The sequence below is a fragment of the Mycobacterium marseillense genome (assembly GCF_010731675.1).
GTDB lineage: Bacteria > Actinomycetota > Actinomycetes > Mycobacteriales > Mycobacteriaceae > Mycobacterium > Mycobacterium marseillense.
On the sequence record NZ_AP022584.1, the window covers coordinates 3,534,897 to 3,560,161 of the forward strand.

Below are 25,265 nucleotides of genomic sequence, written 5' to 3' on the forward strand. Positions count from 1 at the left end.
GGCATTCAGTAGAACGGCCGCGGTTCGTCACGGCAGGGTGCCCGTCGCACCATGGCGACGCAGCCTCGCGACGCGAGGGGCGACAGCAGCCGGTGCATAGGCGTTTACGTGATCACACCTTGCGTCACTCACATTGTTCGAGCTCGGCCCGCGCGACACCCAAATCCGCATGTCGCCAGCGATGGTGCACCGTCCCGATAGCCATGATCGCCACGGCTCTTTACGTGGGCGCCTCAGTCGCGCCTCATGCCCGAGCCGATCCCACGTCCAACTTGAAAGAAGCGGTAACACAGCTCCGTAACGGAACGTCGTGTGGGTCCATTCGCTACGACGCGATTGCGGAGCAAGTAGCTCAGGTAATCACCCGAACCAACGACGAGTACATCAGTCACGTCGCAAAAGACATACCGCCCCAAGACCCACTACCAGGACTCAAGGATCTGGGCTACAAGGGGAAAAAAGCCAAACTGCTACTCGGAGCTGCCAAGAACGAGGCGGATGCGATCAAAGGCGCGCTCATCGAGGGCTACGCCTCGTTGCCCGATTGCTCTTACACAGACTATGGCGCCGACGTGCGGACCAATGCATCGACGGGCTTAATTTTGACCGCCATCGTGCTGGCTGGACCCTAGCGAACCGTGGTTGCGATGAGGGAGAACCAGCGCCGGCGAGAGCGCGCGAGTCCGGCACAACGGTGATTCGACGTCGACCTTCACCTTCTGGCCGACCACGAGAGACGAGTTGTATACCCACACAACCAGAAAGACCAATCCGTTGCATCGCATTCTCTCTATCATCGTCGCACTTTTAAGTTTCGTAACCACCGTTGCGACGGCGCCCGCCGCCGGTGCCGCCGAAACAGTGACATATGAGGTCACGTCGTACAACATTGACTCCGCCGAGGTGGAGTACTACGACACCGCCGGCCGGCAACTCCCGGGCCAAGTACCCCTGCCGTGGCGGATCAACGCGGCGGTGGTCAATCCCAAGAGCAACGACGCCGAGGTTCGTGCTAATTGGCGTCCAACACAAGGAGTGTCGAAGTGGGTCACGGTTCGGATCTACTATCGGGGCAGCATGCTCTGCGAGAACACACTTGATCTTGGCAGCACGATCTGCGAAGGTACACCACGCCACATCGGCTAGTTTGTGATGAGTTCCGGGATTTGGGTCGCCACACCGAAGGTTATTGTTACCGACCGGAAGTTCTGCGTCCGCAAGAGTTTTGGCCACAATGCGCCGATGGTGGCGACCCGCAGCGAGGCGGGTGGGCGTCGAGCCATTTGTCCGTCCAATTACGTTGCCCGGTCGCACGGTCCCCGGCAGAGCGCGCCTGTCACGGTGAGACGCGGAGTCGCTACAAACGGAACACCCGCCGGCTAGCATCACCATTGACGCAAAGTACACTCCACGGCGCGGTCGCCCTGCAAGGACACCACCACGTGCCCGTCGATGCCAATCTGGCAATGGAAGTTTGCAAGCACGCCAGGTACGTCGGCCGGCCACTCCCGTTCACTGTAGTGATTGAAAGCACTCACCGTCGCCCATTGGTCGGGATCGGCAAGGGTCGTGGTATAGGTCCACGACTTGTAGCGATTGATTTTCGGCCGAACCGAGTATAAATATCCAGCCGCATTGTCGGCGTAGGCCGTGATGCTCGCTGGCTGTTTCGCCATGAAAAATATCTGGGCGTATAGCTCAGCTTCCGCTGTAACGGTATAGGTGATTTGATGACCGTCAGCGTTGGCCTTTGCCGTCGGATTCGTAGAGGTGACGACAGCGGCACACACAAGGAGTGTTGCCGCACCCTTGCCGATCGCTCCTGGCAAGTTTGTCATTCCGGGAACGATGCCTGACGTTTGAACGCTGCGTGATGGGTTGCGATGACGCGGCAAGTGGTGTGCGACCGTGCCACCTACTCCTCGAAGCCAAGTCCAGAAGCTTTCGAGTGCATGAAGATTCGACGTTCCGCCCTCAGCAGGGGCGCCCTGCGCTGCACGACTGTGTGATCCGGCCATCTACTTCCTCTACATTTGACGGATTTAGATGTAAGCACTTACTATCGCGATTATCTATTAGTGCTCCACGATAGGCAAGAGGAACCGTGGTTGAGAATCTCGCTAATGGCGCAACTGACGGGCTTGCGTCGCACGACGGTGTGCGCGCCGACTTAGAGCGAGCGTTACAAGAGGCGAACGTTCCTGTGCTTGTTGCGGTCCTGGTGCACCTGACCGGTGACCGGCGGTGGCTGACTGCACCGTATATCTTCGATCAGGACGCCGTGCAGCGTGACGAGGCCAGCGGCGGATTGGCCCCAGAGCATGTCAGTGAAATCCGTTGCGCCGCATTGAACGTACTTATGGAGCGGCGACGAAATGGGCTCGATTGGTCCGGGCGTGACGAGCAACTCGACTCCGACCTTTTTGTCGAAGTAATGAGTGCGTGCGTCGCCGAAGCCGTTCCAGCCGAGTATGAGGCAATGGTTCGCGAGGAGATCGGCCTTTCTGAACGCGCCGTGAACTGGCGCCTGAAGCCATCTCCAACGGACCGCAGCGATTTCCGCGTCCTGATCATCGGCGCTGGGGTATCCGGACTCTGCGCGGCCATACAACTTCGCCAGCTCGGCGTGCCCTACACGATTCTCGAGAAGAATCCGAGCGTCGGCGGAACGTGGTACGAGAACACCTACCCCGGGTGCCGCGTCGATGTGCCAAATCACTTCTACTCCTATTCTTTCGAACCCAATCCGCAATGGCCGCATCACTACTCCGAACGCGACGAGTTGTTCGCCTACCTGACGGCTTGCGCGACCAAGTACGGTGTTAACCCAAACATCCGCTTCAACCACGAAGTGACTTCGGCTCACTTCGATGTTCGCCGCCAACGGTGGACTGTCGAAGTGTCGACTCCGGAGGATCTTTGTATCCAATTCGAGTCAAACGTGCTGATCACTGCAGTAGGACAGTTGAACCGGCCCCTCATACCGGCGCTCAAAGGGCTGGAAAACTTCACAGGTCCGGTCTTCCATTCTGCGACCTGGCGCCATGACGTGGACCTATCCGGTAAGTCCGTGGCAGTACTCGGCACCGGTGCCTCGTCGATGCAGTTCGCTCCCGCTGTTGCCACCACCGCGGCTGCCACCACGATCTTTCAGCGTTCACCGCAGTGGGTCGTGCCGAATCCGCTTTACAAGCGGAAGGTGTCGGAAGAAATCAAGTGGCTTCTGAAACACATTCCGGCGTACGCCGGTTGGTACCGCTTCGCACTGCTCTGGCGAGTCTGCGACGGACTGTGGCCGGCATTGCAGGTCGACCCGGAATGGGACGATAACGGGCGTACAATCAACGCGCATAATGAACGCGTCCGCCGGCGCCTTACGGCCTACATCGAGCAGAAGTTGGCGGACAGGCCGGATCTCCTCGAAAAGGCCCTTCCACGATATCCGCCGTACAGCAAGCGGATTATCGTCGACAACGACTGGTTCGAGATGCTCAAGAAGCCGAGCGTAGCGCTTGTCACCGAGTCGATTTCGCATGTAGCTCCGGACGCGATCGTCACCAGCGATGGAACGCCTTATCCGGTCGACGTCATTATCTGTGGCACCGGGTTCGCAGCGACGAAGCTGCTCTGGCCCATGTCGATTACCGGCAGTTCCGGTGAGAAGCTTCATGAGGTCTGGAACGGGGATGATGCCCGCGCCTACCTCGGCATGGCGGTGCCCGGTTTTCCAAATCTATTCTTCCTCTATGGGCCGAACACAAACCTCGGCCACGGGGGAAGCATCATTTTCCATGCCGAATGCCAGGCGAGATACATAGCGCAGTGTGTTCGCGAAATGGTCGAAGGTGGCCATGGCACGATGGAGTGCCGCACTGAGCTGTTCGATGACTACCAGAATCGCCTTGATGCCGCGCTCGATACGATGATCTGGTCTCAGGTCGAAGTCGGTAGCTGGTATCGCAATAGCGGCCGCCGGGTGGTGACCAATAGTCCGTGGCGATTGGTGGATTACTGGTCGATGACTCGGGAGCTCAATGGGGACGACTGGATGTTCGAGCCATCGAATTGACCCGTCGTCGCCCTTCGCAGAATTGATCCTGCGCCAAATCAGTTTCTAAAGGATGTGCTGCCGTAGCACGCCGCGTTGCCTACGTCCAGCGTGTTCTCGCAAAGGACGCTGTCGCGGTACAGAATCCGCACGGTGACCCACTTGGAAGGCATTGCGGCAGGACGCCAGTCAGCACGAACTTCGGCGTCGTTGCTATGCGGGTTTGCGACCAGCACATTCATCCGCCATGGCAGTTGTACATGTTGCAGCGCCCTGCGTCCGGATTGGTCGTAGTACTCCAGGTTGACTTCGCCGATGTTTGTGGAAGTGATCTCATACGCGACGGTGTCCTCGGCGTAAGCAGTTGGCGTCAATGTCAGCGTTGAGACGCCGACCGTCAACGCAACAATCAACGTCCGAACCACGACTGCCTCCACGAGATATCCACTTTCACCTACGCTGCTCGCCGACGTCGGATGGCGCATGCTTGCTAGGTAGACACCCGCCGGGCGCGCGTGCGCCCGAGCATCGCGCAATGGCACGCCCATGCGATCACCGAGGGCCTATCGGCAGACATGTGACCGATTGATCATGCTGCCGAACCGCTTGACGCGCTGTAACGAGGGACCTGTGAACCAGTCGGGTTGATGGCTCTTAATTCCTGAGCTCACGTTTGAAAGGTGTTGCCACAGCAGATAAAAGCTCTTCGCCTGGTAGAGCGGGAAATAGAGGTCGCCTGCGTGCTCCTGACTCTGCGTCAGGGCTTGGACGCGGGGCGCGAGAAAGTTCACCGACTGGTCGATGTTTGCGGTAACGATGTCCGCCTGCTGTTGCAAGTCCCCGATACTGTAGTCCCAGTCGCTGGCCGAACCCATGATCACACCGGGCCCATTGGGCGTGATCCGGTTGGCTTGCAAGCTGTCGATCTGCTGGATCAATTCATCGAACTGTGCGTTGTACCACTGGCACATCTCTCGTTCCGCGGTGACGTCCGCATCGGTCACGTCTCCCCTAGTTTGATCATAGGGGAAGGGCGACAACGGCTTTGAGTCCGAAGGCACCGGAGTGACTTCCGGCATTCGTTGGATGACGACCGTTGAAGGACGAAAAGGCTCAACCGGATAGCCGGGGTCTGCGGGATCTGCTAGCACGGCAGGGCAATTCATGATCGAAGCCGTTGACAATATGGCCAGCCAAACCGGCCACGCACCGCTTCGACTCCGCACGCTTGTTTCGGCGCATCTGCGCCGTATGCCGTCGCCTGGCAAGCCGCGCTCGAATCCTCTGCCGTTTCGCTTCATGGTTCGTCTCTCCCGCACCACAACCGCCGCTGCTACTTCTCCCCTACTGCTGCACCAAGACCGCCGACGTCCGTGATCAGCCAATTTTTGGCGCTGTCGATCGTGATGCTGTAGGTCGCCGTGGACTGCAAAGGATCCTGGGATTGCGAGGTTTTGGTTAGCACGCGGACAAAGGAGTCGACCACGAAGACGCCGTTGGTGTCGGAGCGGACCTTGGACGCCAGCGGACGGGCTGTCGAAGTCCACTCCAATGGCACCAAGATCTGTGCCATGGATGTCGCTGCGTCGGTGAGCTTCGCCTTGAGTTCCGGGCTTGTCCCAGCCACCAGCTTGGTTTTCCACGCATTCAGGTCTTTGAAGTTCATCTCGGCAGCGGCCACCGCGTAGTCAAGGGCAACCTTCTCCGCTCTTGCATCATTTGCTGCTTGGCGGTGCATCGCGTCGGTTTCTCGCTTTGCCCCGAAATACAGCCATGCAAACGTCGCGCTCGCACCGATGAGAACAGTGATCAGCAAGATCATAGAGACACTGCGAATGGACACCGAAATCTGCAGCCGCTTCGACTTCTTCTCGCGTCGTCGGTCCTCGACGACTGATTCCTCGGGCTCCTGATCTATTGATTCGCACCGAGCATTCAGCTCACCTAGTTCACGCGCGGCATCTTGCGGGGCATCGTCACGTTCGAGTGAATCACGTTCACTATCTACTGTTGTATGTGTCATTCTGTACCTTCCTCAGATCCACGACCTCGCTGAAGCCGAATCCGACTATCTACTAGGAGGAATATCCATATGCAGCTCAACAGTGCCATCCGTTGGCACCGTAGCTAGTACGTTAGAGAGAATTTGGCCGGCGTCGAAGTTCAACAGCGCGCCTGCAATTCCTTTGATGTGCGGGTTGAATGCTTCGCCCAGCACCCTCAAATCACCACCATTGCTGTCCAATAAGCGCTGAACCCGGTCAATGAGAGTTTTGAAGTCGGCCAGAAACTGGGGACCGCCCGCGTAACGCAGCCTTACCGTGGCAGTCCCGACATACTGTGCATCCTGACCTATCGGCTTAACGTAAGGCGTCACGTCCGCCAGGACATTACCGACCCAGCCGGCGTTGGCCAGCAGCACCTGAAAATTGTCAAGCAGCGCGCGCCCCGCGCCGTGCATTCCCGCCGCTGTGTTTCTCAACAGGGTGCCTGCACGAGACAGGTTGGGCAGCACGGCATTTACATCCGGCAATGCTGTGTCGGTCTCACTGACGATGCGTTGGAGCGCGGCCGGGTCGAGTTGGTTGAGAACTCGTCCCACGCTTGTCGCCAGTTCTGATATCGACGCGGGCTGAGTGACCGACCCCATCGGGATGTGCTGTCCCTCCCGGAATACCGGGCCACTTTCGGTCCGGGGCAGCAGCGCAACATACGATTCGCCCAGCGCGGAAAGGTTGTCGAGACGCACATCGGTGTCGGCCGGGATGTGGAAGCGGCTGTCGACATAGAAGTAGACAGTGGCCGATTGGACCGATGTTTCGATTTTGCTGATCTTCCCGACCGGAACTCCTCGCAGCAAAACATTCGAACCCACAACAAGGTTGTTGGTGTCGGCCACGCTCATGGACATATTTGTCCGGTTGGCCGGCGGCCCGAGACGAACGCCCAAGGAGCTGATGTAGAGGATCGCAATCGCGATGATCAATCCAAAGGCAGCGAAGGAGCTTGCCTCGCGTACTTTCATGGCGACGCTCCCAAAATCCGGAGCACGTCCTGGACGTTGCCCGACAGTTCCCGCCCGTCGGGTCCGACTATCGAGGTGATGTTGATTGCCGGATGTTGATCTTGCGGAAGGAAGAAGTCAGTGAACAACTTCTGCCATGCCGGGTATTCCTCTTCGAAGGCCCATTTGGAATGTTGCAACGCGCCCATGGTGTTCGCCAATGAAGTAAGCAGAGGTACCAACCAATAGCCGCCTCTAAATATGCTGCCGATGGAGGGGATGGCTTCACTCAGATACGACGTCTCGACCTGCATCCGATACATCCCCAACAACCCCTGCGGCGAGAACAAGTCCTGGTAGGCCGGTATTCGGTTGTGGACGGCCTCAGCGGTCGCGGACGCGTTGTTCAGGAGCTGGTCAACGACGTCGATGTTGTCCGACAGACCCGAGAGATCAGCAGCGACCTGCGACGCCAACTTGCGTACCGCACCGTCGCCCTGCGGAGTCACTCGGTTCAAGCCAACGATCGCCTCTTGCACGCGCTCGATCGAACCACTCGTGATGAAGTTCGCCAGATGCGCGATCGTGTCTTCCAGCTGTGGCGGAGATGTGGTCTGTGCTAACGGGATTCGTCCGCCAGAGCGCAGGATGCCGTTGGCCGGTTGGTCCGATTTATTGCGGTCGAGCGCCACATAGAGATCGCCCAGGACCGTAGCCTGCTGCAACGACGCTTGAATGTTCTGGGGCAGGGCGACGCTGGCGCTGATGCGGGCGGTGACATCGACTTGACGGGCGGTTCCCGCGACGTTGGTGACGACGCCGACAGTTTTCCCGTCCAGCACCACCTTGGCCCGTGCGGGTAGGTTCAGCGCATTGTTGAACGCGATGACGATGTCGTATCCGTCGCGATACGCATCGCCCGGACTCGGTAACGCATTCACGTTGATCGAGGCGCACGAGGAGACGATGACGCCGCACGCCAGGATCAGTGCAACCCGCAATCTCCGAGCCCTCATCGTCTCGCCGCCTCGGTCAGAACGTACTGGAGCAAGGCCACGTCAACCGCGTATGGCGTCCCCTGCACGTTCGCACAACTGCCGGGTGCCGATGCATTCATGATGTTGCAAAGTGCCACTCCGTCGGGCGTACGAATTCGGTACAGCGGCGGGCGGTACCGTATCGACGTGATCGCGCGATTGTTGTAGTGATTGGCAATTGTGTTGATCCACCACGGCACCGGGTTCATCAGGTTCGCCAGGCGCGGTGCGTGCGCGCTGGCCTTCCGAAGGGCCATTCCCGTCGCATCGAGCGTGAATTGCACCTCGTCGCCGAGATTGCGTTCTACATCCGCGACCATGGTGAGGATCGGCAGCACCGATCTGATGATCTGATAAGTGCCCTTGGTCACTAGAGCGAGGTCAGGCGTGGTCTGCTGCGCATCGAGCAATACCTGCTTCAGCGGCTCTCTGATTTCCCTCAGTGTCGACGTCAACTGGGCCAGGTTCGCGATGATGGACCCGATGTCGCTGATGGATTGATCAGGACTGTCCAATACCGCCGACGTCGTCGTCAACAACTTGTTGATGCCCACGCCCTTGCCGCGTATCGATTCGTCGAGCCCTTTTACGACGTCGCTAATGTTCGTCGAGCCGGACGGGTCGATCGAGTTGACGAACTTGTTTGCCGATCCAATTATTTCGGACAGGCTCTTGGGAGTCATCGAATGGCTCAGCGATATGCATTGGCCCGGCGCCAATTTCGGGCCCGCGCTGGGGTTGCCAACGAGTTCCAAAGAGCGGTCGGCGAGAATCGACGTCGACCTGATGAGCGCTGTGACGTCACGGGGGAAGGATCGCCGTTCCGTCACAACGAAGTCAACGCGGACGCTGGAATCGGTCGGGGTTACAGATTTGACATGCCCAATCGTGTACCCCATCTGGGTAACCGGATTGCCGACATAGAGTCCGATCGCGTCGGACATCATTGCGCAGTACTCGGCTGAGCGGCGTTCGATGTGCGGCGCACACGAGGCGTTGACGGCAATCACTGCCACCGCCACGATTCCGATTGCGGCGGTGCGCCCGATACGAGCGCTGCAGACTGTCAAATCGGGCATCAGCACGGCTTTTCCGGTAGAGGAAAACACAAGTCGGTTGCCAAGAGTTCCGGCGCCGCGTTCTGCGCATCCAGGACGCGCTCAATCTTGTTACGCACCAAGCGCAGTGCCCGCACTATCACGCCGCTGCGATCGGCCCACATGCGCGCCTTCACCGTCCAGTTACGGACCTTCTCGAGGAACAGGTCTCGGTGGTTCAGATAGAAGGTTCCGACCGGTTCGAGCTTGTCGAGAACGTCACCCATGCCCTTCAACGCCGATCCGAAACCCGCGCCATAGATGACCAGCGTCTCTTCGAGTATGGAAATTTTTTGGACGAGCTGCTTGAGTTCGTCACCGTAATCGCGTAAGGCCCGAATGTACTCATCGGACAGGTTCAGAATTGCCGTAATCTGTCCACGTTGCTTGTCTATCGTTGACATCAGACTGTTGCCGGCGTCGATGACTGCCGCGATCGATTTGAGGTTAGGGCCGGTGAGCCCTTGCTGGATTTCGTTCAAAGACTCATTGATTGGCTTTGGATCAACGTTTTCTGTGAGCTTGGTGCTATCAGAAAGCGTCCGCATCAGGTTGTAGGGCATCGTGACGCGCTCCAAGGGAATCGGGTTGTTGCCCAGTGCCGAATCGCCGAGCGACACGATATCCACGTAGTAGCCGCCGACCACCGTGAGCATGCGCACTTGGACCTGCGACCGGTCTCCCACGAACGCGTCGTTGTCGACCCGTGTCCGCACTCGTACTCGGTCCGACTCCAACGAAAGGTCTTTCACTTTGCCGACGGTGATGCCGGCTATACGCACTTGCTCTCCTGGGCGGATCGACGCTGCATCGTGGGTGTAAAAGACGACGGTCTTCTGACCCGGCGGCGTGACGTACAGCCAGGCCGCCACCAAAGCGACCACGCTGAAGATTGCCAGCAGACCGGCCCCCCATAACGTCGGGTTGCGAAGTGCCTTCCCTAGTTGTTGCACAAGACCACCCGTTGCCCGTTCAGCAGTACATCCATCGTCGCCGGCAGCTGGGCGCGTCCCCGCGAGCACGGCAAGGGCGTTCCCGGTTGATCGGGTGGCGGAATGTTGTCCCACATAGCCGGAACGAGTTTGATCGATTCGATGAAGTTATCCATGTTCGTGAACGCCCGGTCCAGCGATGCATCGATATCGGACCCGTACCGGAAGCCCACGTTGCCCAGCAATCGACTGGCCTCGGCGGTGAACTCGGGCCCGAACACGGCCTGCTTTCTGAATTCGTCGAGCACCGTCAGCGCGGCATCCAAGGGCAGGTTCAGCCATTTCAAGATCTGAACCATGTCCCTGGAATGACCGCCTATGGCGTCTGCGGTTTCGTTCAAATTGCGCATCAATGTCGCGATCACCTGCTGACGATCCGACAAGAGATCGGTGAGCTTGTGCAAGCTGTCGAGCATCGGACCCAGACCGTCACCGTCTCCGGATAGGAACGACGCCGCATTAGCCGCAAAGGTGTTGAGCTCTTCGGGACTCAGGGTGGCGATCACCGGCTGCAGACCGTTGAACAACTTTGTGATGTCGAACGATGGTTGCGTCATGGACGTCGGGACATGCGCCACAATGACTTTGCGCGAGTACGACTCGGACGGTTCGACCACGGCAATGTAGCGCGAACCGGTCAACGCCTGGTATTTGATCGCAAGCCGGGTACTGGGCACGATCCCGTACCGCGTGTCGAGGGTGAATGAGATTACGGCAACGCTTTGGCCGCCGTGTCGCTGAAGGTCGATCGACAGCACCTTGCCCACGCGGACGCCGCGGACACGCACGTCGGCATCCATATGCAAACCCGATGCATCAGTGAACTCGGCCACATACTTGTCAGTTTTGGCCTCCACCGGTTCCCTGATGACATTGACGACCAGAGTAAGGAGCACGCCGGCGAGCAAGACGCTGACCGCGAGCCGCCATAGTGCCGCCAGCGGCTTCATTCTGGGCCTCCGATTGCATCCAGTGGGGCGGCCAGTCCCGGAAGCTTGTCCAGGACAATCCGCACTTGCAGCGCGCGTTGCTCGGGAGTGCCGGCGTACATTTGCTCGAAGCGAGTACGTAGCTGCACCAACGTGTTTGCGATACCTTCGGGTCTGATCAACGGTGGCACCACATCGCTTAGAGCCTTGATGGAGTCAACCAACGGGAGCAGATCACCGACATGACTCTCCAGCAACTTCCCGGTCGAACCGAAGATGTTTACGGCTGAGTACTCCATGAGCTTCTTCTGCCTTGTATTGAAGCCTTCCTCGGACATCTCCTGCAGGTTCACGTGAGTGGCAGTTCGCTCATCGGCGCGCATATATTTCTCAGCGGCTTCGGTGGCCGTGCTAACGAAGCCGGGAAGCGGGGTGCTCAATTTGGTCGAGTTAACCAAAAGCTGTGCGGTACTGATGGTTTGGACGTGAGCTAGCGTGTTGGCGGTGATGAGCATGGTCTCGACAAACGGCTGTAGCGAGTCGATGTATCGCGTCGCCCTATTGATCACCTCGATGAGTTGGGGGGTCAACACACTGTTGGAAAGGTCACCCAGACCAGACAGCAGCGACTGAAGGGTGTAGTTCCCTACAGGAATCGTGCTTATCTGCATCCCATTCCGGAGCGCTCTACCGCCAGTATTAGGCGAGATGCTGATGCCGGTCACACCGAAATAGTTAATAGGCCGGAAGTCGATCTTCATCGAGTCGGTAAGCCCCGTCACCGGGCCCGGCTGCAGATCTGCGAGCAGTCGTACGCCTCCACCGGCCAGAGTGGCGACCCCGGTGACCTCCCCTACCTTGACGCCATGCAGAATCACCGCTGTCCCGGTGGCAACCCCTTGGCCGACATACGGGGCGTCAATCGTCACGGACATCCCGCGGTGTCCGGATCCGGCGAAGGGGTTGTAGGCGACGAGCAACACGACGAGTCCCGCGCACAGCACAGCCACCAAGCCGACGGTGGTCAGTTTTCGTGTCTGGGTTTCTTCCGAACCTCGCAGTAACACTTCTCGCCCTACCCCTTGAACACAAAGGTGGGACGGAAACCCCACAACATCACGGTCAGAAGGAAGTCGAGGACCATGATGGCCACTAGACTTGCGCGTACCGCTCGGCCCGACGCACGCCCTAGACCAACGGGACCGCCTGTAACGAAGTAGCCGTAGTAGCAGTGAATCACAGTTATTGCCGCGCAAAACACCACAGCCTTGATCAAGGAGTACGCAAGATCGGTCGGTGTCGTGAATTGGGAAAAATAGTGCAGATAGGTTCCCCCCGGCTCGTTATTGAAGACCCGAATAACCAAATCCATCACGAAGAATTGCGTGACCAAGGTCAACAGATAGCCCGGAATTACGCAGAACATACCGCCGATCAGCCGGGTACCAACCACGAACGGTATCGGCATCAGGCCCATGACTTCCACAGCATCGATCTCTTCGGCGATACGCATGGTGCCGATCTCGGCAGTCATTCGACACCCTGCTTGCGCGGCGAAGGCGATTCCGGCCGCCAGTGGTCCGATCTCTCGGACCGCCCCCACTCCGCCGGTAATTCCCGCCAGCGCACCAAATCCAATGATGTTGAGCGTGGCGTAGGCCTCCACGGCCAATGATCCACCTATCGCGACGCCGAGGATGAAAAATACGCTCATAACCCCGCCGTCAACGAGGATCCGCCCTCGACCCCACCCGAGGTTCGTCATTTCCTTCAGTGTCTGTTGACGGTAACGCCTGACAGACAGCGGTAGATACCAAAGAGTCAGGGCAATGAAAACGATCCATTGTCCAGTCTCGCGAAACGTTCGGCGCAGTGGCCGCACGGAAAGAAGTCGACTGCTGAGAAGGACGGATGGCGCCGCCACGGTGTTCGTTCCCATTAGGCAATCGCCATCGGAAAAAACATCGTTTGCAATTGGGTGATCGCGAGGTTAGCGATCACAATGCAAACCACATTAAGTGTCACTGATGCGTTGACTGCGTCGGCAACCCCCTTCGGGCCGCCCTTCGCCTCCATCCCGCGGAACGACGAAATGATCGCGACGATTGCTGCGAACACGAAGGTCTTACCCATCGCGAACCAGATATCGACGACCTTCGTAAATGTTCCGAACGACATCCAGTAGCTGCCGGGCGCCACATCGGTGACGATGACCGCCAACACGTACGCGGCCGTCGTTCCCGAAACCAAGATGACGGTGCACAGTATCGGCGCAATGACCAGCAAAGCGAGAAAACGCGGAACCACCAAGTGGCGCACCGGATCGATGCCTATTACGCGCAACGCATCGAGTTCTTCCCGGACCGCTCGCGCTCCGAGGTCAGAGGCGATGGCCGAAGCCGCCGCTCCGCCCAGCAATAGGCCCGCAGTAATCGGTGCACCCTGTCGGATGACGCCGACTCCGCTCGCAGCGCCAATCAGCGAGTTCGCCCCCAGCTGGTTTACGAGCCCCGAGGTGACGACTGAGACCATGGCGCCGAACGGAATCGCCATCAACACAGCAGGTATCGCCGTCACCGTGAGCAGCGACCAAGCCTGAACCAGGAATTCGCCGAACGGCAGCTTCACCGAGACGGTATCGGTAACTGTGTAACGGAGGACGCCCAGAAATAGCTGCAGGGCACGGCCCGTCGTCGCAGCGCTGCGAACGGGGATCTGCAGCAGTCCGGTCGCAACCCGTGCAGCCGGACTGCTCGCAGGGCGCCGAGTCTTCGGCGTCCCGGCCCCTCGTAGCAGAACGAGCTGTGTCACGCGCCACACGATACATGTAAGTACTCACTTCTCACAACCTATTGCCCTCTGCCAGAGGCTGTACATCCGGCTGTCTGCGTTGAACCTGCTACCCAGAAGCGAAGTCTGGATGCGGCTTTCGTTGCCTCTCCCGTCACTTGAGGCAAACCCTCCTGCGCCCTTCGCGCTAATCGCGGTTCCGATACGATCCTCGATCGATCGCCGCACGCTTTGTGGACGACGCCGGCAGACTGCACAATGACGCTCGAGATCTGCCGGCTGGGCTCTCTGTTTCTGTTCCCCGCACGCGGCCTGCACAACGCTAAAGCGCGGCGAATTCCCATCAACCGCCCCGCCGCCCCCGCGGATCGACGAGCCCCGACCCTGCCCTACGAACTGCGGTCGTCCTTGAACCTGGCCGACGTGTCAACGACACGGCATCCGTGAAGTCTTTGTTGTGGACTGCAGGATGGCTCTGCTGCACGAACTGATGCAAGTTTGCGTAACAAGGACTTGCCGGTCGGCGGTTGGATTGGTTATTGGGTTTGGGTCAACCGGCAGCTACCGGCTTTGTGACGGCGCCGGCGGTCGGTACATTGGGTTCGCGTGCGATCCAGAACCGCAGCTCCTCACCCGCGTCGCACAAAGTTATGCCAGCGCGTCACCCCATGCGTGCAGACGGCCCCAGAGCTGATGTCGCGTGCTGGCAAAGTTGTGAATATGCGCCATGCGGGGTACGACGGTAAGAGTGATGTCTCGAACTGAGCGATATGCCGCTGCTTCAGCACGCGGATCGGGACAAACGTCTCGGTCGCCAACAGCGAGGAATAACGGCGATTCGATCACCTCCGCCTCAGCCGACACCACCCCGGGTGTAATCGCTGATACAAATGCCGGTGGGGCATAAGAGGTGCCCCACGGGGGCATTACGCTTCGGATAGGAAAGCCACTGCCGACATCGGCGGCTCGTAGCGCCGGATCGACATCCTCCCAGTGGAACATCCAAGTGAGCGTGTCAGTGCCGAATTCCTTTGCCGAGTATTCGGTTACGTCCACATCGGTTCGACCTCGCTCGACCGCAGGCGCCTGCGTGGCGCCTTCGGGTGATGGAACCACCGAGTGCACCGCACTATAGCCAAGTACGGCAAGCCCATCGAAAGTACTGTGGCGGCCCTGCGTTATCAGCGTTATGCACCCGCCCGTGGAATGTCCCAAGCCAATGGTGCGCTCGATTTTGATCGGGCCGAGTCCTGTCACTAGTGTCCCGGCGCGCAATCCTTCGATGATTCGCCGTGAGGCGGCGTCATCGGCAGCCGCAAGCGTCTCTAGGGTCAGCGAAGTCGGATCCGGCTTGCTGCTGTCACCGACCCCGAGGTGATCGATCGCGACGAAAAGCCAGCCACGTTCGGCGTGGTAAGCCGCCTGGCTATAGCCACCGGAGTGGTCGACATCCCAGTAGCCGCGGCTATAAAAGGCACCCGGGAAGCCGACCGCCAACGTACGCGGTCCCTCCTCGGCGTTCTCCGGTACGACCAAGGTGGCGGCAAGCTCAGCCTCTGGCGCAGGAACCACGTCGCTCACGTCTACGCGCAGCTCGTACCTACACACGGTCATCGTGAACTTCCTCTCGGTTGTGTTGTGAGTCATTAAGTTTCGCGTTGAGGCAGCGCGCGGGGTCTGTGTCGTTGATTGTGGTGGCGGGTTGTCAGGGCGGCGGGTTGGGTATCGGGGTTTCATTCAGTTAGTGATCGATCTAACTTCGGCTTCGAACCAATCTTGACCCCAGGCTTGCGATGCTGCGGCATTGACGCACTGGATTCTTCGACCGTAGATCAACGGGCCGGTACCGTGACCGCCCCAGCTCACATTGGTTCGACTGCACTGCCGTCATCGAATTAGCGAAGCACAGCCGCTCACACACCCGGCGCGCCCTCACCAGCACTCACATCACCAGCCACGCTGAACGCTCCTCCCTATATTCATGCTGTCTGGCAGTCGAATTCGATATGCCGGTGCGATACACGTGCATCGCTAGCCAACATTTCGTACCCCATACGAGCCGTCGAACCCGCACACCGAGGCCGACACGGGCTGTCGACAGACATTCGCCTGACAGGCGACTGGAAACGGCCGGGTAGCAATGACGGGACGCTGCGCATTGAGCCGAGGCATGGCCGGCCACCGTTACGCACGTGATGGTTCGGGCCGCACCCAGAACCCCGGATCACACGTCGGTGACCCGAGCACCTGGTAAGTCGCGTCGATCAAGGATTGTCCCCGGTCATTGAGCCCAGTACCGAAGCCGTGGCGGTTCGTTGTGTACCCGAACGCCATCCGACAAGAGGGATCGGCGAAGCCCATTTGACCGCCCAACCCAGGTGTACCGAACGCGTCCTCGCCGATGATCACGTTTGGGCCGGTCTCGAGTTCGGGGTTCGACCACGACTTCGAAAAGCCCATCGTGTAGGTGGTTCGGGATCCGACGACGGCATCCATGTCACTAGCCGACTGGGCCGTACGCATGCGCGCCAACCCGGCCGGGCCGACGAGCTGAACGCTGTCCTGAGACCCGTCGACCGCTAGTGGCGCATACATCCCGGCGAGTCCACGGGCATTCGTGATCCCGCCCGCGGCTGGGAGTTCGGCGGCGTGAAAGGCCGGTCTGTCGACATCGGTCATCCATCCACCGTCGTTGCCGAAGAGGTGCCCCAGAAGTGGTGCCCTCTCGGCCAATTGCCCTATGAGCCCGGCAGCCTGGGCGAAATCCATCGTTTCTGTGGTGGCTACCCGGTGCTCGAATTCATCCGGCAAGCCAATCCAGAAGTCGAGCCCGAGCGGCTCCGCGACCTCCTCGCGGAAGAAGGTTCCAATCGAACGACCATCAATTCTGCGCACGAGTTCGCCCACCAAGTAACCCATACTCAAGCAGTGGTAACCCTGCCGTGTGCCGGGCGTCCAGAACGGCGCTGTATCCGCAAGCGCTTGCGTCACGAGATTCCAGTCACACACACCGCCGTCGGGCACCACTGGCTCCCAATGGAAGACGCCCGACTGGTGGTTGAAGATCTGCCGCGCCGGGATCGAGTCCTTGCCGTTCTTGGCGAATTCTGGCCAGTAGTCGGCGACTGGTCGGCTGGGATCGAGTTGGCCACGATCGATGAGCATGTTCCCGCATAGCGCCGCGGCGCCCTTAGTCGACGAGCAGATCACCTGCACGGTGTGCATGTCCCACGCCCGGCCGCTGGCCCGGTCGGCGACGCCTCCCCATAGGTCTACGACCGTCTCACCGTCGATGATCACACAAACCGAAGCACCAAGCTCGTCTCGCTCGGCGAAGTTCCGCTCAAATTCCTCCCGCACACGTTGGAACCTGGGTAGGCAAAGTCCGGCAATGGTCATGCGCGCTCCTCAGATCGTTCCCTGCTTGAAGATAGTGAGCACTAACACGTAAGTCAAGGAGGCGGTGAGAGCGCCTTTGGGCTTCTTCACACGAGGGTCTTGAACGCGGCTTGACAGGATGCGGACCGGAACGCAACGCAAGGTTCCCGATCGGCGTAGTGCGCGCGACGACAGTGCGCGAATCCGCAACGTAGCTGCCGCGCTGGCCGGTCAACACGAACCGTAACTCAAGCAGGCATAGGATCGCCTGTCGTCCCAGGCCTTGAACCAGGTCCCAGTTGGAGTCATCAGGAACTTGAACTCACCGTGCCCGCAGTACATGTTTCCGTCGGGGGTTACCGCACAGGTCGTTGCGTTGGAGGTCACGTAGCTGCGCGGCGGCAATGGTCGTTGCGCTTGTCCGCGCGGAAACTGGATTGCCGCCGTCCATCCGTGGTGTACAGCACGATTTCCGTTGAACCAAGCGATGTGATTGTCACCGGGGGGCGCGCCAGGGATGTCACCCGCGCAGCCGAATGCGCCCAGGTTCCAAATGCCGCAGTTCAGTCCCGACGGTGACAAGAACCAGACACCTGGTGCGTCTTGAATGAAAAAGTCGGCGGGATCTAGTTCCCGATACCACGTCGTGATCCGATTCATCTCCGGAAACGGACTGGTCGAATCATCACCCACGGGATCGGCATACGCGGGAGTCACCGCTGCCCATAGCAGTCCGATAACCGAGCTGATCGCCACCAACCAACGCCCACGCATGCGCACTCGTCCCTCCTAATCATCGGCCGCCGGCGACCCGGACGCTGCCAGCCGATGCGGGTGGTCCCGCGCTGACCGTCACCACCTGCATGGAACAGCAACCACCGAAGGCGTTGCTTTTATGCACTCGTATCGCCGACTTGATCGCTGTCTCCGCTCGCCACGGTGCACGAATGAACGTTCGGGCGAGCGCATCTCGTCGCCAGGCAACACTCGTGCCCCTCAGCCCGTAGCGTTCTTGACCAGACCCGGCTCGGTGTAGGTCATCGCCGGGGGCTGGAGCGGACGGCCGTCGAGCCACGCCACGACGTCGGTGGGGTTTCGGGCCGGACGGCCGAACCTTCCCTTCGGGAATCCGACGGGGATGCATGCGACGAAGGTGACGTCATCGTCGGCGCCGACGATGGTGCGAACCTCGTCGTGCACGGCGAGCAGTGCGGTAGTGAGCGTGGTTCCGAGACCCCGGGCACGCGCCGAGAGCATCAGGTTTTGCACCGCCGGCAAGATACTCGCGTACCACGTCGTGACCATGAAATGGTTCGCTTCGTGCCCGGGATAGCCCGTGGCACCGGCGAACACTGCGGCCGGAATGTCGCGGAAGTGGTCGATCATGTACTCACAAGACTTCCGCAAAGACTCGGGAACGCCGCTTGCCTGGTCTCGAAAGAGCTCGTAAATGTGGCTCCACAAGCTGCCGATCTGCGCGATCTTGTCGCGATCGGTCACCACATGGAACCGCCAATTCTGGACGAAGTTCCCCGACGGACCCATTGTCGCTGCCTCGACGATCTGGGACAGCAGCTCCTGCGGCACCGGGTCGGCTCGTAGCCTACGCATTGCTCTCGTCGTGTAGATTGCCTCATCCAGCGAGGTCATTGGCGGCGTGGTCGACACATCGGGCGCCATGGTCGCCGGGTTGCTACGCGCTGTCCCGGCCACCATGATCGCGGGACGAGCGTCCGCAAAGGCGTGGACACTGACAACTGGTTCGCTGCCGGTCTCCGGTCTCGGGTTGTCGACGGTCATCACCTGCCCGACACACTGGTCATCGGTCGCCACCCGCAGAACGACCTCAGCAACCTGCTCGGCTGTCAGCAGCTGGATGCTGTCCAAACCCTTTAGCCAGGTTGCGGGATCCCCGTCACCGGTTTCTCGAAGCATCGGGGTATCGACGGCGCCTGGGCAAACCGCATTCACTCGGATCCCCTCGTGCCGCAGCGAGAGGCAGGACCGGGTAAGCATGACAACGCCCGCCTTTGTTGCGTTGTAAACCGCATCTGCACCATGGGGGACAAGAGCTCCGAGCGACGCGGTATTGACAATTGCGCCGCCGCCACGACGCTTGAGGGCGTCGATTCCCAATCGAGTACCGAACACTGCGCCGCCCAGGTTGACCATGATCACATCCCTCGCCCGTCCCAGCGGTGTCCCAGGCCACCGCGGCGGGCCGGTTACCAAGCCGGCGTTGTTGTGCACGAGATCGATGCCGCCGCATGCGCTTTCCACTTCGGCGAAGGCAGCTGCTAGCGCCTCGGGATCAGCAACGTCGCATTCGATCACGTGGGCATGAGCGCCGGCTTGTTCTACCAGACGTACGGTCTCCTTGCATTGTTCACGATCGAGATCGATGACAGCCACTGCTTGGGCCCCTGCGCGTGCGATCGCGACGGCTGAGGCTCTGCCAACGCCACTGGCCGCTCCCGTCACCAGTGCGACCTTCCCCTTTAGGACCGCGCCATCGCCGACACCAGCGCCACCACTCATGCCCTCTCCCTTTCCTGAATAATAGTTACCACTTACTTTAAATGCTGCGTCAAGCATTCTCGACATCGGCCCTCTCCGCCGGGGTGAGGAGCGTGACGGACCTTAACCATCGTGAGGAATCGGCCGGCAACATGCCACGATCCACCCAAAAGGCGGCCGACCTTCCGCACAACTCCCGCAGCCAGCCTCTGAGGCGCGCCGAGTCGGCGGGCGCGATACGCGCACAAGCACCAACGACGATATGCGCGACCGCTTTTCGAGGGCCGCGCAAAGCGACTGACGCCACTCGACCACCATCGAGCGTTGCGAGATTGGGTTGATCGGGCGACCCGCACATCGACGTAGCGGTAAGCCACGTGTGCTCGCACACTGCCGCGAACAGCAGGAAACGGCGGGTCAGGGTGCCCGCGGCCTCAACGACTGGGCCACGTTCCCGGCGGGTCAAAGATGATCGTTCGTGGCGTGCGACTATAGTGAAGTGACTGCCCACTAGGGCCTGCAGTCCGATGGACTGAGCAGGCCGCCATCGCCGTATCACCTGGGAGGACGCCGTAATAGCCAGAGAGGGAGCGGTTGACCACCCGCAGAAACGGTTTCGCCGTCAGCCCGGACTCGGTCGCGAGCTCATCTTAGCTGCGGCACACGAAGAGTTCTGCGACCGCGGTTATGCACGTGCGACGACACGTTCAATCGCCGAACGGGCCGGTGTGGCAGAGGCATTGCTATTCCGCCAGTTCGGCTCGAAGGCCGCGCTGTTCAATGAAGTCGTGTTCGGGCCGCTGCGTGCCTTCATGGTCGAGCGGGAAAAATTGGACGCCGAAACCGGCGACGAGCTGGACATCGAAGCAAGCGCCAAAACGTTCGTCGCAGGTCTGTACGACCTGCTGAGGGCCAACCGTGGGTTGATGCTCACCTACTTCGCAACCCAGGTATTCGAGCCAGATGTACTCAAGGAGGCCGGGGATATTCCTATCTTCCTCGAGGCGATTGGTGTAATGGACCGGATGGCCGAGAAACGGATTACTGGGAACAAGCGCCTCGATCGTCGGACAAAGGCAGCCACCAAGTTTCGAGTGCATGAGCGCATCAATATCGGCTCGGTGATCGCGGCCGCACTCTTCGACGACCTGCTTTTTGCTGCGATTCCGGCAAAGCCGAACCGCAACCAGATCGTCGACGAGTTGGCAAGGATCGCGGTCGCGAGCCTGCCGACTCCGTAGCGCCGAGCTGTCCTGCGGGCTGCACGCTGCTCCTTGATTTCCCAGCCGATTGGCCGAGTCCGTTGTTGTTTCGCGTTCCCGCTGCGGGGCGATGCAGTTCCTCCCTTCCCATGCCGCTTGGCATCCTCGTGTTCCGCAACGAGCCCTCTGGATCACTCTGCGTCACCGAATGGTCATCCCGGCGAAGTGTCCGTCTTTCCGCCACTGATCCAGTAGCGCGAAGAATGCGACCGGGCCCTCGCCGTACTGACCCGCCAGCAGGCTGTGGCCACCTCTCGGCATGCCCTCCTGGTTGTAGTAGCCGGGAGTGCACTCACTCAGGAAGCCTTCGTTAAGGAATTGGAGGCGGTTGATCGTGGCAACCCACTCGGCTTCAGCGTCGGCGTTGGCTTCGATATACGTCGCCCCAGTCCTCAGGGCCTCTTTAACGATGTGAGCGAGATGACCAGTCTGTTCAGCCAGCATGTGCGGGACGTTGACCGTCAATCCGGTCTGCGTCACGCCGAGGTGAAACATGTTGGGGAAACCATGGCTGTGGAGGCCGTGCAAGGTCGAGAAGCCGTCGGCCCACTTCTCCGAAATCCGTACCTTGTCGCGGCCGATAACTTCGAGGCAAGCCCGTTTAATAGGCGATGTACCTACTTCGAACCCAGTTGCGAACACCACGCAGTCCAGTTCGTACTCGACGTCTTTCACGCACATACCGCGCTCGGTGAACCGCTCGACTCCTTGCCCATCGGTATCAACCAGAGTCACGTTGGGCCTATTGAATGCCTGGAGGTAGTCATCGCTGAAACATGGCCGCTTACAGAACATGCGGTAATAGGGCTTGAGCGCCTCGGCGGTAGCGGAATCTTCGACGATGTCATCGATGCGGGCCCGTAACTCTTCCATCTTCTGAAAGTCGGCAAGTTCTACGGCTGCGGCTACCGCTGCCATGTCCACATCGGCACCCGGCGTCCCGGTCAAGAAGCCACCAACCTTGCGCATCATGTCCGTCCAGCCGTCACCGACAAGGTCCGCCTCCTGGGGCAGGCCCGATACAAGGGCATTGAAATTCTCCATCCGCTGGCGGTGCCACCCCGGCTGCAGGCTGGCGGCCCAAGTCGAATCGGTTGGCGCGTTTCGCCGCTCACTAATCGAGGAGGGGGTCCGCTGGAACACATAGAGGTGCCCAGCGGATTCGGCCAGGTGTGGAACGATCTGCACGGCGGTGGCACCGGTACCGATGACACCGATCCTCTTGCCCACGAGTCGTTCCAGCCCACCTTCGGGGGACCCCCCGGTGTAGTCGTAATCCCATCGGCTGGTGTGGAACGTATGTCCCCTGTACTTGCTGATACCCGGTACGGCGGGCAGCTTCGGGCGATTCAGCGGCCCGCTCGACATCACGACAAACCGAGCCCGCATTGCATCGTTGCGGTTGGTCGTAACGACCCACCGTGTGTCGGCCTCGTCCCATCGAATCTCGGAGACTTCGGTCTGGAAGCACGCGTCCTCGTACAGCTTGTAATGCTGTCCGATCGACTGCAGGTACGCGAGGATCTCCGGCCCCGTGGCGTACTTCTCCGTGGGGATGTAACCCGTCTCCTCGAGCAACGGAAGGTAGATGTAGGACTCGATGTCGCACCGAGCGCCTGGATAGCGGTTCCAGTACCACGTCCCACCGAAGTCGCCCGCCTTGTCAACCACGCGGATTCGTTCTAGCCCCGCCTCCCGCAGCCTGGCCGCGGCCAGCAGGCCGCCGATACCACCTCCGACGATCAATGCATCAACCTGGTCGGTGAGCGGCGCCCGAGCAGTAACGCGTTCCACGTAGGGATCGTCAACGTAGCGGGAGAAGTCGCCCGTGGGTTCGATGTACTGCTGGATGCCGTCAGTCCTGAGTCGCTTATCACGCTCGGCGCGGTAGCGCTCTCGCAGGAAATCGGGGTCGAACCCTAACTGTTCCGCGTCAATCTTTGCAACCATTCGCTAGTTCCTTCCGCTGACAATTTCTGGCAATGAAGTCACGACACCGCGCGGCTAAAGCGCTGACGCTTACTACTTCTCAACAAGCCCGAGCGCCGGGGGCCGCAAAGGCCACTGGAATGCCCGAGTCGTCGCCTTCGCGCCTCACGCGAACGCCTTGGCCAACGCGTCGATCACAGCCTGGGTGGCTTCGTGAGCCTGCGGGAACAGTGTCGCCATCAGGAAGAAGCCGTGGATCATGCCCTCGTAGTCGATCCACTCGGCCGCGACGCCCGCATCAAGGAGACGCTTGTAGTAGGCAACCCCATCGTCGTGCGCGGGGTCGCACTCGGCGGTGATGACCAGAGCAGGTGGTAGCGCGCTGAAGTCCGACGCCTTCAAGGGCGACGCATACGGCTCATTCAGGTGGCCGGGCGCGTACTTGTTCCAGGCCCAAGCCAGAAGTGACTTGGTCAAGAACTTGCCCTCTCCATGCTCCGCATAGGACGCAGCGGTCATCGCGGAGTCGAGCGCTGCGCACACGAGGATTTGATGGGTCAGTGGCTTGGCACCCGAGTCGCGCATGTGCAGGGCGGCGGCCGCGGCCAGGTTCCCCCCGGCACTCTCGCCACCAATCGCGATGCGGTCACCATCGCCACCGATCTCGCTACCATGCTCCCGCACCCAGCTAATCGAGGTCATCACATCATCGAGCGCAGCCGGATATGGATTCTCGGGCGCGAGGCGGTAATCCACATTCAGAACGACGGATCCCACCCCATTGGCGACCATGCGGCAAAACTGATCGTTCAAGTCCACGGAGCCATACGCCCAGCCGCCCGCATGTAGCCAGACAAACACGGGGAGCGGCACATCCGAGGCTGGCCGATAGAGCCGTGCTGCAATGTCCCTACCCGGACCGGGAATCGTTGTTTCGCGGACTTCGTAGACGTCGGGCGGGTCACCGCCCATGCTTGCGATAGCGCTGACCAACGAGCGCACGTTCTCGATGGGCTGGTGCTCTATACCGTCGAACCCGGCGCCTGCCATCATGTCGATGAGTGCTTGCGCCTGTGGGTGGATGGGCATGCATTCTCCTAAAAGCGACCGCTCTGGCGAGAGATGGTTGACGTGATGGCGGTCGCGACAATCGAGTCTTCGCAGGGCGTCTCAGTCTTTCGGTCTATCGTAGTGAGTGCTTACTATTTGTCAACAGCCATCCCTTTAGTCAGCACTTGCCTAACCACGATGGCCCGGTCAGACCGAGGGTTCGGGCCATTCGCGGTGTGTTGCGACCAGGATTGTCATGCACGCATCCAAAGGTCCACCGCCGCACGGTCGATGCCACGCTCATCTGAGCAACCGCAGTCTTCGACCGGGGGCAGGTCGACGACGATCGGGCGACCGTGCTTGGGCCAAACTAGTCGGTGAACTGTGGCGGTCGCTTCCCCAACATCGCCCTGGCCCCTTCCAAGAAGTCGTTCGAGCGCAAGAGCTTTGACTGGCCCTCGACCTCGCGTTCCATGGTGGCAGGGAGTAGATCGAGCGCCGCAGCATTGATGGCACGCTTGGCCGACACGAATGCCTGCCGCGGTCCTCGAACGAAATGAGTGACCGACGCATCCACTGCCGCGTCCAACTCATCCGCCGGCACCGCCCGATCGATCAGCCCCATCGCAACGGCAGCCGACGCAGGCACCCGCTCAGCACGCATGACCATGGCCATGGCCCGCGCCCGCCCGATTGAAGCGGTCACCAAGAGCGATGCACCACCGTCCGGCATAAGGCCGACCTTGGTGAAGGCCAGCAGAAAGTAGGCGCCCTCGCTGGCCACCACCAGGTCGGCAGCCAGCGCGATAGGCACACCCACGCCTACCGCGGCGCCCGGTACCCGGGCCACAACGGGGACCTGCGCATTGAGTATCGCTGTGACGACGCGATTCGCTGCGCGCACCCCATCCTCGGGCGTAACACTCTGATCGTCCGGCGAGGAAAGATCCGCACCTGCGCTAAACGACCCACCCCTGCCTGTCAGCACCAAGGCACGTACCTCGGAGCGCTGCGCCTCGATTTCCACGCATTCCGCCAGTCGCACCATGGTTCGATAGGTGAGGGCGTTCATGCGTCTCGGACGATCGATCGTGATCGTGCTCACCGAGTTCCCCCGCTCGACGGACACCCCGGATTCGGGGTCACCCTCGGTCTGTGTCATCACTGCACCTCCAAGCATATGGCGTCGTACATCGTCTGAAGCACAAATAGCGCTGTAGCACTGGCAAAGT

Annotated in this window: 23 protein-coding genes and 1 pseudogene; 5 read left to right on the forward strand and 19 right to left on the reverse strand. The window is 60.2% G+C overall.

The genetic code is table 11. The annotated features are described in order from the left end of the window. Window positions 1–203: 203 nt before the first annotated feature. Window positions 204–632, forward strand: a complete 429-nt coding sequence (locus tag G6N26_RS16255; protein ID WP_139799191.1) for a hypothetical protein — start codon at window positions 204–206, stop codon at window positions 630–632. Between the two features lie 142 nt (window positions 633–774). Next, complete coding sequence (locus tag G6N26_RS16260; protein ID WP_232067471.1) at window positions 775–1,146, forward strand: hypothetical protein; 372 nt, start codon at window positions 775–777, stop codon at window positions 1,144–1,146. 239 nt (window positions 1,147–1,385) lie between these two features. Here the strand turns inward: G6N26_RS16260 and G6N26_RS16265 are convergent, their stop codons facing one another. Then, complete coding sequence (locus G6N26_RS16265; RefSeq protein ID WP_139799190.1) at window positions 1,386–1,838, reverse strand: hypothetical protein; 453 nt, start codon at window positions 1,836–1,838, stop codon at window positions 1,386–1,388. Window positions 1,839–2,104: 266 nt separating this feature from the next. Between G6N26_RS16265 and G6N26_RS16270 the strand changes: the two genes are divergently transcribed. Further along, window positions 2,105–4,069, forward strand: a complete 1,965-nt coding sequence (locus G6N26_RS16270; RefSeq protein ID WP_139799189.1) for a flavin-containing monooxygenase — start codon at window positions 2,105–2,107, stop codon at window positions 4,067–4,069. Window positions 4,070–4,107: 38 nt separating this feature from the next. On the opposite strand, the gene G6N26_RS16275 is transcribed toward G6N26_RS16270, so the two are convergent. From G6N26_RS16275 to G6N26_RS16345, 15 genes are all read right to left on the reverse strand, one after another. Beyond that, window positions 4,108–4,596, reverse strand: coding sequence for a hypothetical protein (locus tag G6N26_RS16275; RefSeq protein WP_232067472.1), 489 nt, complete (start codon window positions 4,594–4,596; stop codon window positions 4,108–4,110). Window positions 4,597–4,611: 15 nt separating this feature from the next. Further along, window positions 4,612–5,052, reverse strand: coding sequence for a hypothetical protein (locus G6N26_RS16280; RefSeq protein WP_232067473.1), 441 nt, complete (start codon window positions 5,050–5,052; stop codon window positions 4,612–4,614). A gap of 329 nt (window positions 5,053–5,381) precedes the next feature. Beyond that, window positions 5,382–6,071 carry a hypothetical protein gene (locus G6N26_RS16285; RefSeq protein ID WP_083019359.1) on the reverse strand — a complete coding sequence of 230 codons (690 nt, stop codon included), beginning with the start codon at window positions 6,069–6,071 and terminating at the stop codon, window positions 5,382–5,384. Window positions 6,072–6,116: 45 nt separating this feature from the next. Continuing rightward, a complete protein-coding gene (locus G6N26_RS16290) occupies window positions 6,117–7,073 on the reverse strand; it encodes an MlaD family protein (protein WP_083019358.1) in 957 nt (318 codons plus the stop codon). Continuing rightward, a complete protein-coding gene (locus G6N26_RS16295) occupies window positions 7,070–8,068 on the reverse strand; it encodes an MlaD family protein (RefSeq protein WP_179960223.1) in 999 nt (332 codons plus the stop codon). The genes G6N26_RS16290 and G6N26_RS16295 overlap by 4 nt, the downstream gene beginning before the upstream one ends. Continuing rightward, a complete protein-coding gene (locus G6N26_RS16300; RefSeq protein WP_083019416.1) occupies window positions 8,065–9,168 on the reverse strand; it encodes an MlaD family protein in 1,104 nt (367 codons plus the stop codon). Before G6N26_RS16300 ends, G6N26_RS16295 begins: the two co-directional genes overlap by 4 nt. Continuing rightward, the gene (locus tag G6N26_RS16305; RefSeq protein ID WP_083019357.1) at window positions 9,168–10,139 is read right to left on the reverse strand and encodes an MlaD family protein; all 972 of its coding nucleotides are present in this window, start codon (window positions 10,137–10,139) and stop codon (window positions 9,168–9,170) included. The genes G6N26_RS16300 and G6N26_RS16305 overlap by 1 nt, the downstream gene beginning before the upstream one ends. Continuing rightward, window positions 10,127–11,128 (reverse strand): MlaD family protein, encoded by a 1,002-nt coding sequence (locus tag G6N26_RS16310; RefSeq protein WP_083019356.1) that lies wholly within the window; start codon window positions 11,126–11,128, stop codon window positions 10,127–10,129. Before G6N26_RS16310 ends, G6N26_RS16305 begins: the two co-directional genes overlap by 13 nt. Further along, the gene (locus tag G6N26_RS16315) at window positions 11,125–12,117 is read right to left on the reverse strand and encodes an MlaD family protein (protein WP_232067474.1); all 993 of its coding nucleotides are present in this window, start codon (window positions 12,115–12,117) and stop codon (window positions 11,125–11,127) included. Before G6N26_RS16315 ends, G6N26_RS16310 begins: the two co-directional genes overlap by 4 nt. Before the next feature lie 65 nt (window positions 12,118–12,182). After that, complete coding sequence (locus G6N26_RS16320; protein WP_083019354.1) at window positions 12,183–13,046, reverse strand: MlaE family ABC transporter permease; 864 nt, start codon at window positions 13,044–13,046, stop codon at window positions 12,183–12,185. Continuing rightward, window positions 13,046–13,918, reverse strand: coding sequence for an ABC transporter permease (locus G6N26_RS16325; RefSeq protein ID WP_232067475.1), 873 nt, complete (start codon window positions 13,916–13,918; stop codon window positions 13,046–13,048). The genes G6N26_RS16320 and G6N26_RS16325 overlap by 1 nt, the downstream gene beginning before the upstream one ends. Window positions 13,919–14,545: 627 nt before the next feature. Next, on the reverse strand, window positions 14,546–15,478 hold the full coding sequence (locus G6N26_RS16330; protein ID WP_139799188.1) for an alpha/beta fold hydrolase: 933 nt from the start codon (window positions 15,476–15,478) through the stop codon (window positions 14,546–14,548). A gap of 603 nt (window positions 15,479–16,081) precedes the next feature. Next, window positions 16,082–17,296, reverse strand: a complete 1,215-nt coding sequence (locus tag G6N26_RS16335; protein WP_083019351.1) for a serine hydrolase domain-containing protein — start codon at window positions 17,294–17,296, stop codon at window positions 16,082–16,084. A gap of 210 nt (window positions 17,297–17,506) precedes the next feature. Continuing rightward, complete coding sequence (locus tag G6N26_RS16340; RefSeq protein ID WP_139799187.1) at window positions 17,507–18,031, reverse strand: hypothetical protein; 525 nt, start codon at window positions 18,029–18,031, stop codon at window positions 17,507–17,509. Window positions 18,032–18,271: 240 nt separating this feature from the next. Then, entirely contained in the window at window positions 18,272–19,879 is a 1,608-nt protein-coding gene (locus G6N26_RS16345; protein ID WP_083019347.1) for an SDR family NAD(P)-dependent oxidoreductase, read from the reverse strand. A gap of 560 nt (window positions 19,880–20,439) precedes the next feature. Between G6N26_RS16345 and G6N26_RS26575 the strand changes: the two are divergent. Continuing rightward, a pseudogene (locus tag G6N26_RS26575) lies at window positions 20,440–20,520 on the forward strand (TetR family transcriptional regulator); the annotation flags it as partial. Continuing rightward, complete coding sequence (locus tag G6N26_RS16350; protein ID WP_232067476.1) at window positions 20,521–21,033, forward strand: hypothetical protein; 513 nt, start codon at window positions 20,521–20,523, stop codon at window positions 21,031–21,033. A 162-nt stretch (window positions 21,034–21,195) separates the two neighbouring features. Here the strand turns inward: G6N26_RS16350 and G6N26_RS16355 are convergent, their stop codons facing one another. The 3 genes from G6N26_RS16355 to G6N26_RS16365 all read right to left on the reverse strand — a co-directional run bounded on the left by G6N26_RS16355 (window position 21,196) and on the right by G6N26_RS16365 (window position 25,195). Then, complete coding sequence (locus G6N26_RS16355; protein WP_083019343.1) at window positions 21,196–23,004, reverse strand: flavin-containing monooxygenase; 1,809 nt, start codon at window positions 23,002–23,004, stop codon at window positions 21,196–21,198. A 144-nt stretch (window positions 23,005–23,148) separates the two neighbouring features. Continuing rightward, complete coding sequence (locus G6N26_RS16360; RefSeq protein WP_083019341.1) at window positions 23,149–24,072, reverse strand: alpha/beta hydrolase; 924 nt, start codon at window positions 24,070–24,072, stop codon at window positions 23,149–23,151. 331 nt (window positions 24,073–24,403) lie between these two features. Further along, the gene (locus tag G6N26_RS16365; RefSeq protein ID WP_083019412.1) at window positions 24,404–25,195 is read right to left on the reverse strand and encodes an enoyl-CoA hydratase; all 792 of its coding nucleotides are present in this window, start codon (window positions 25,193–25,195) and stop codon (window positions 24,404–24,406) included. Window positions 25,196–25,265 lie beyond the last annotated feature (70 nt).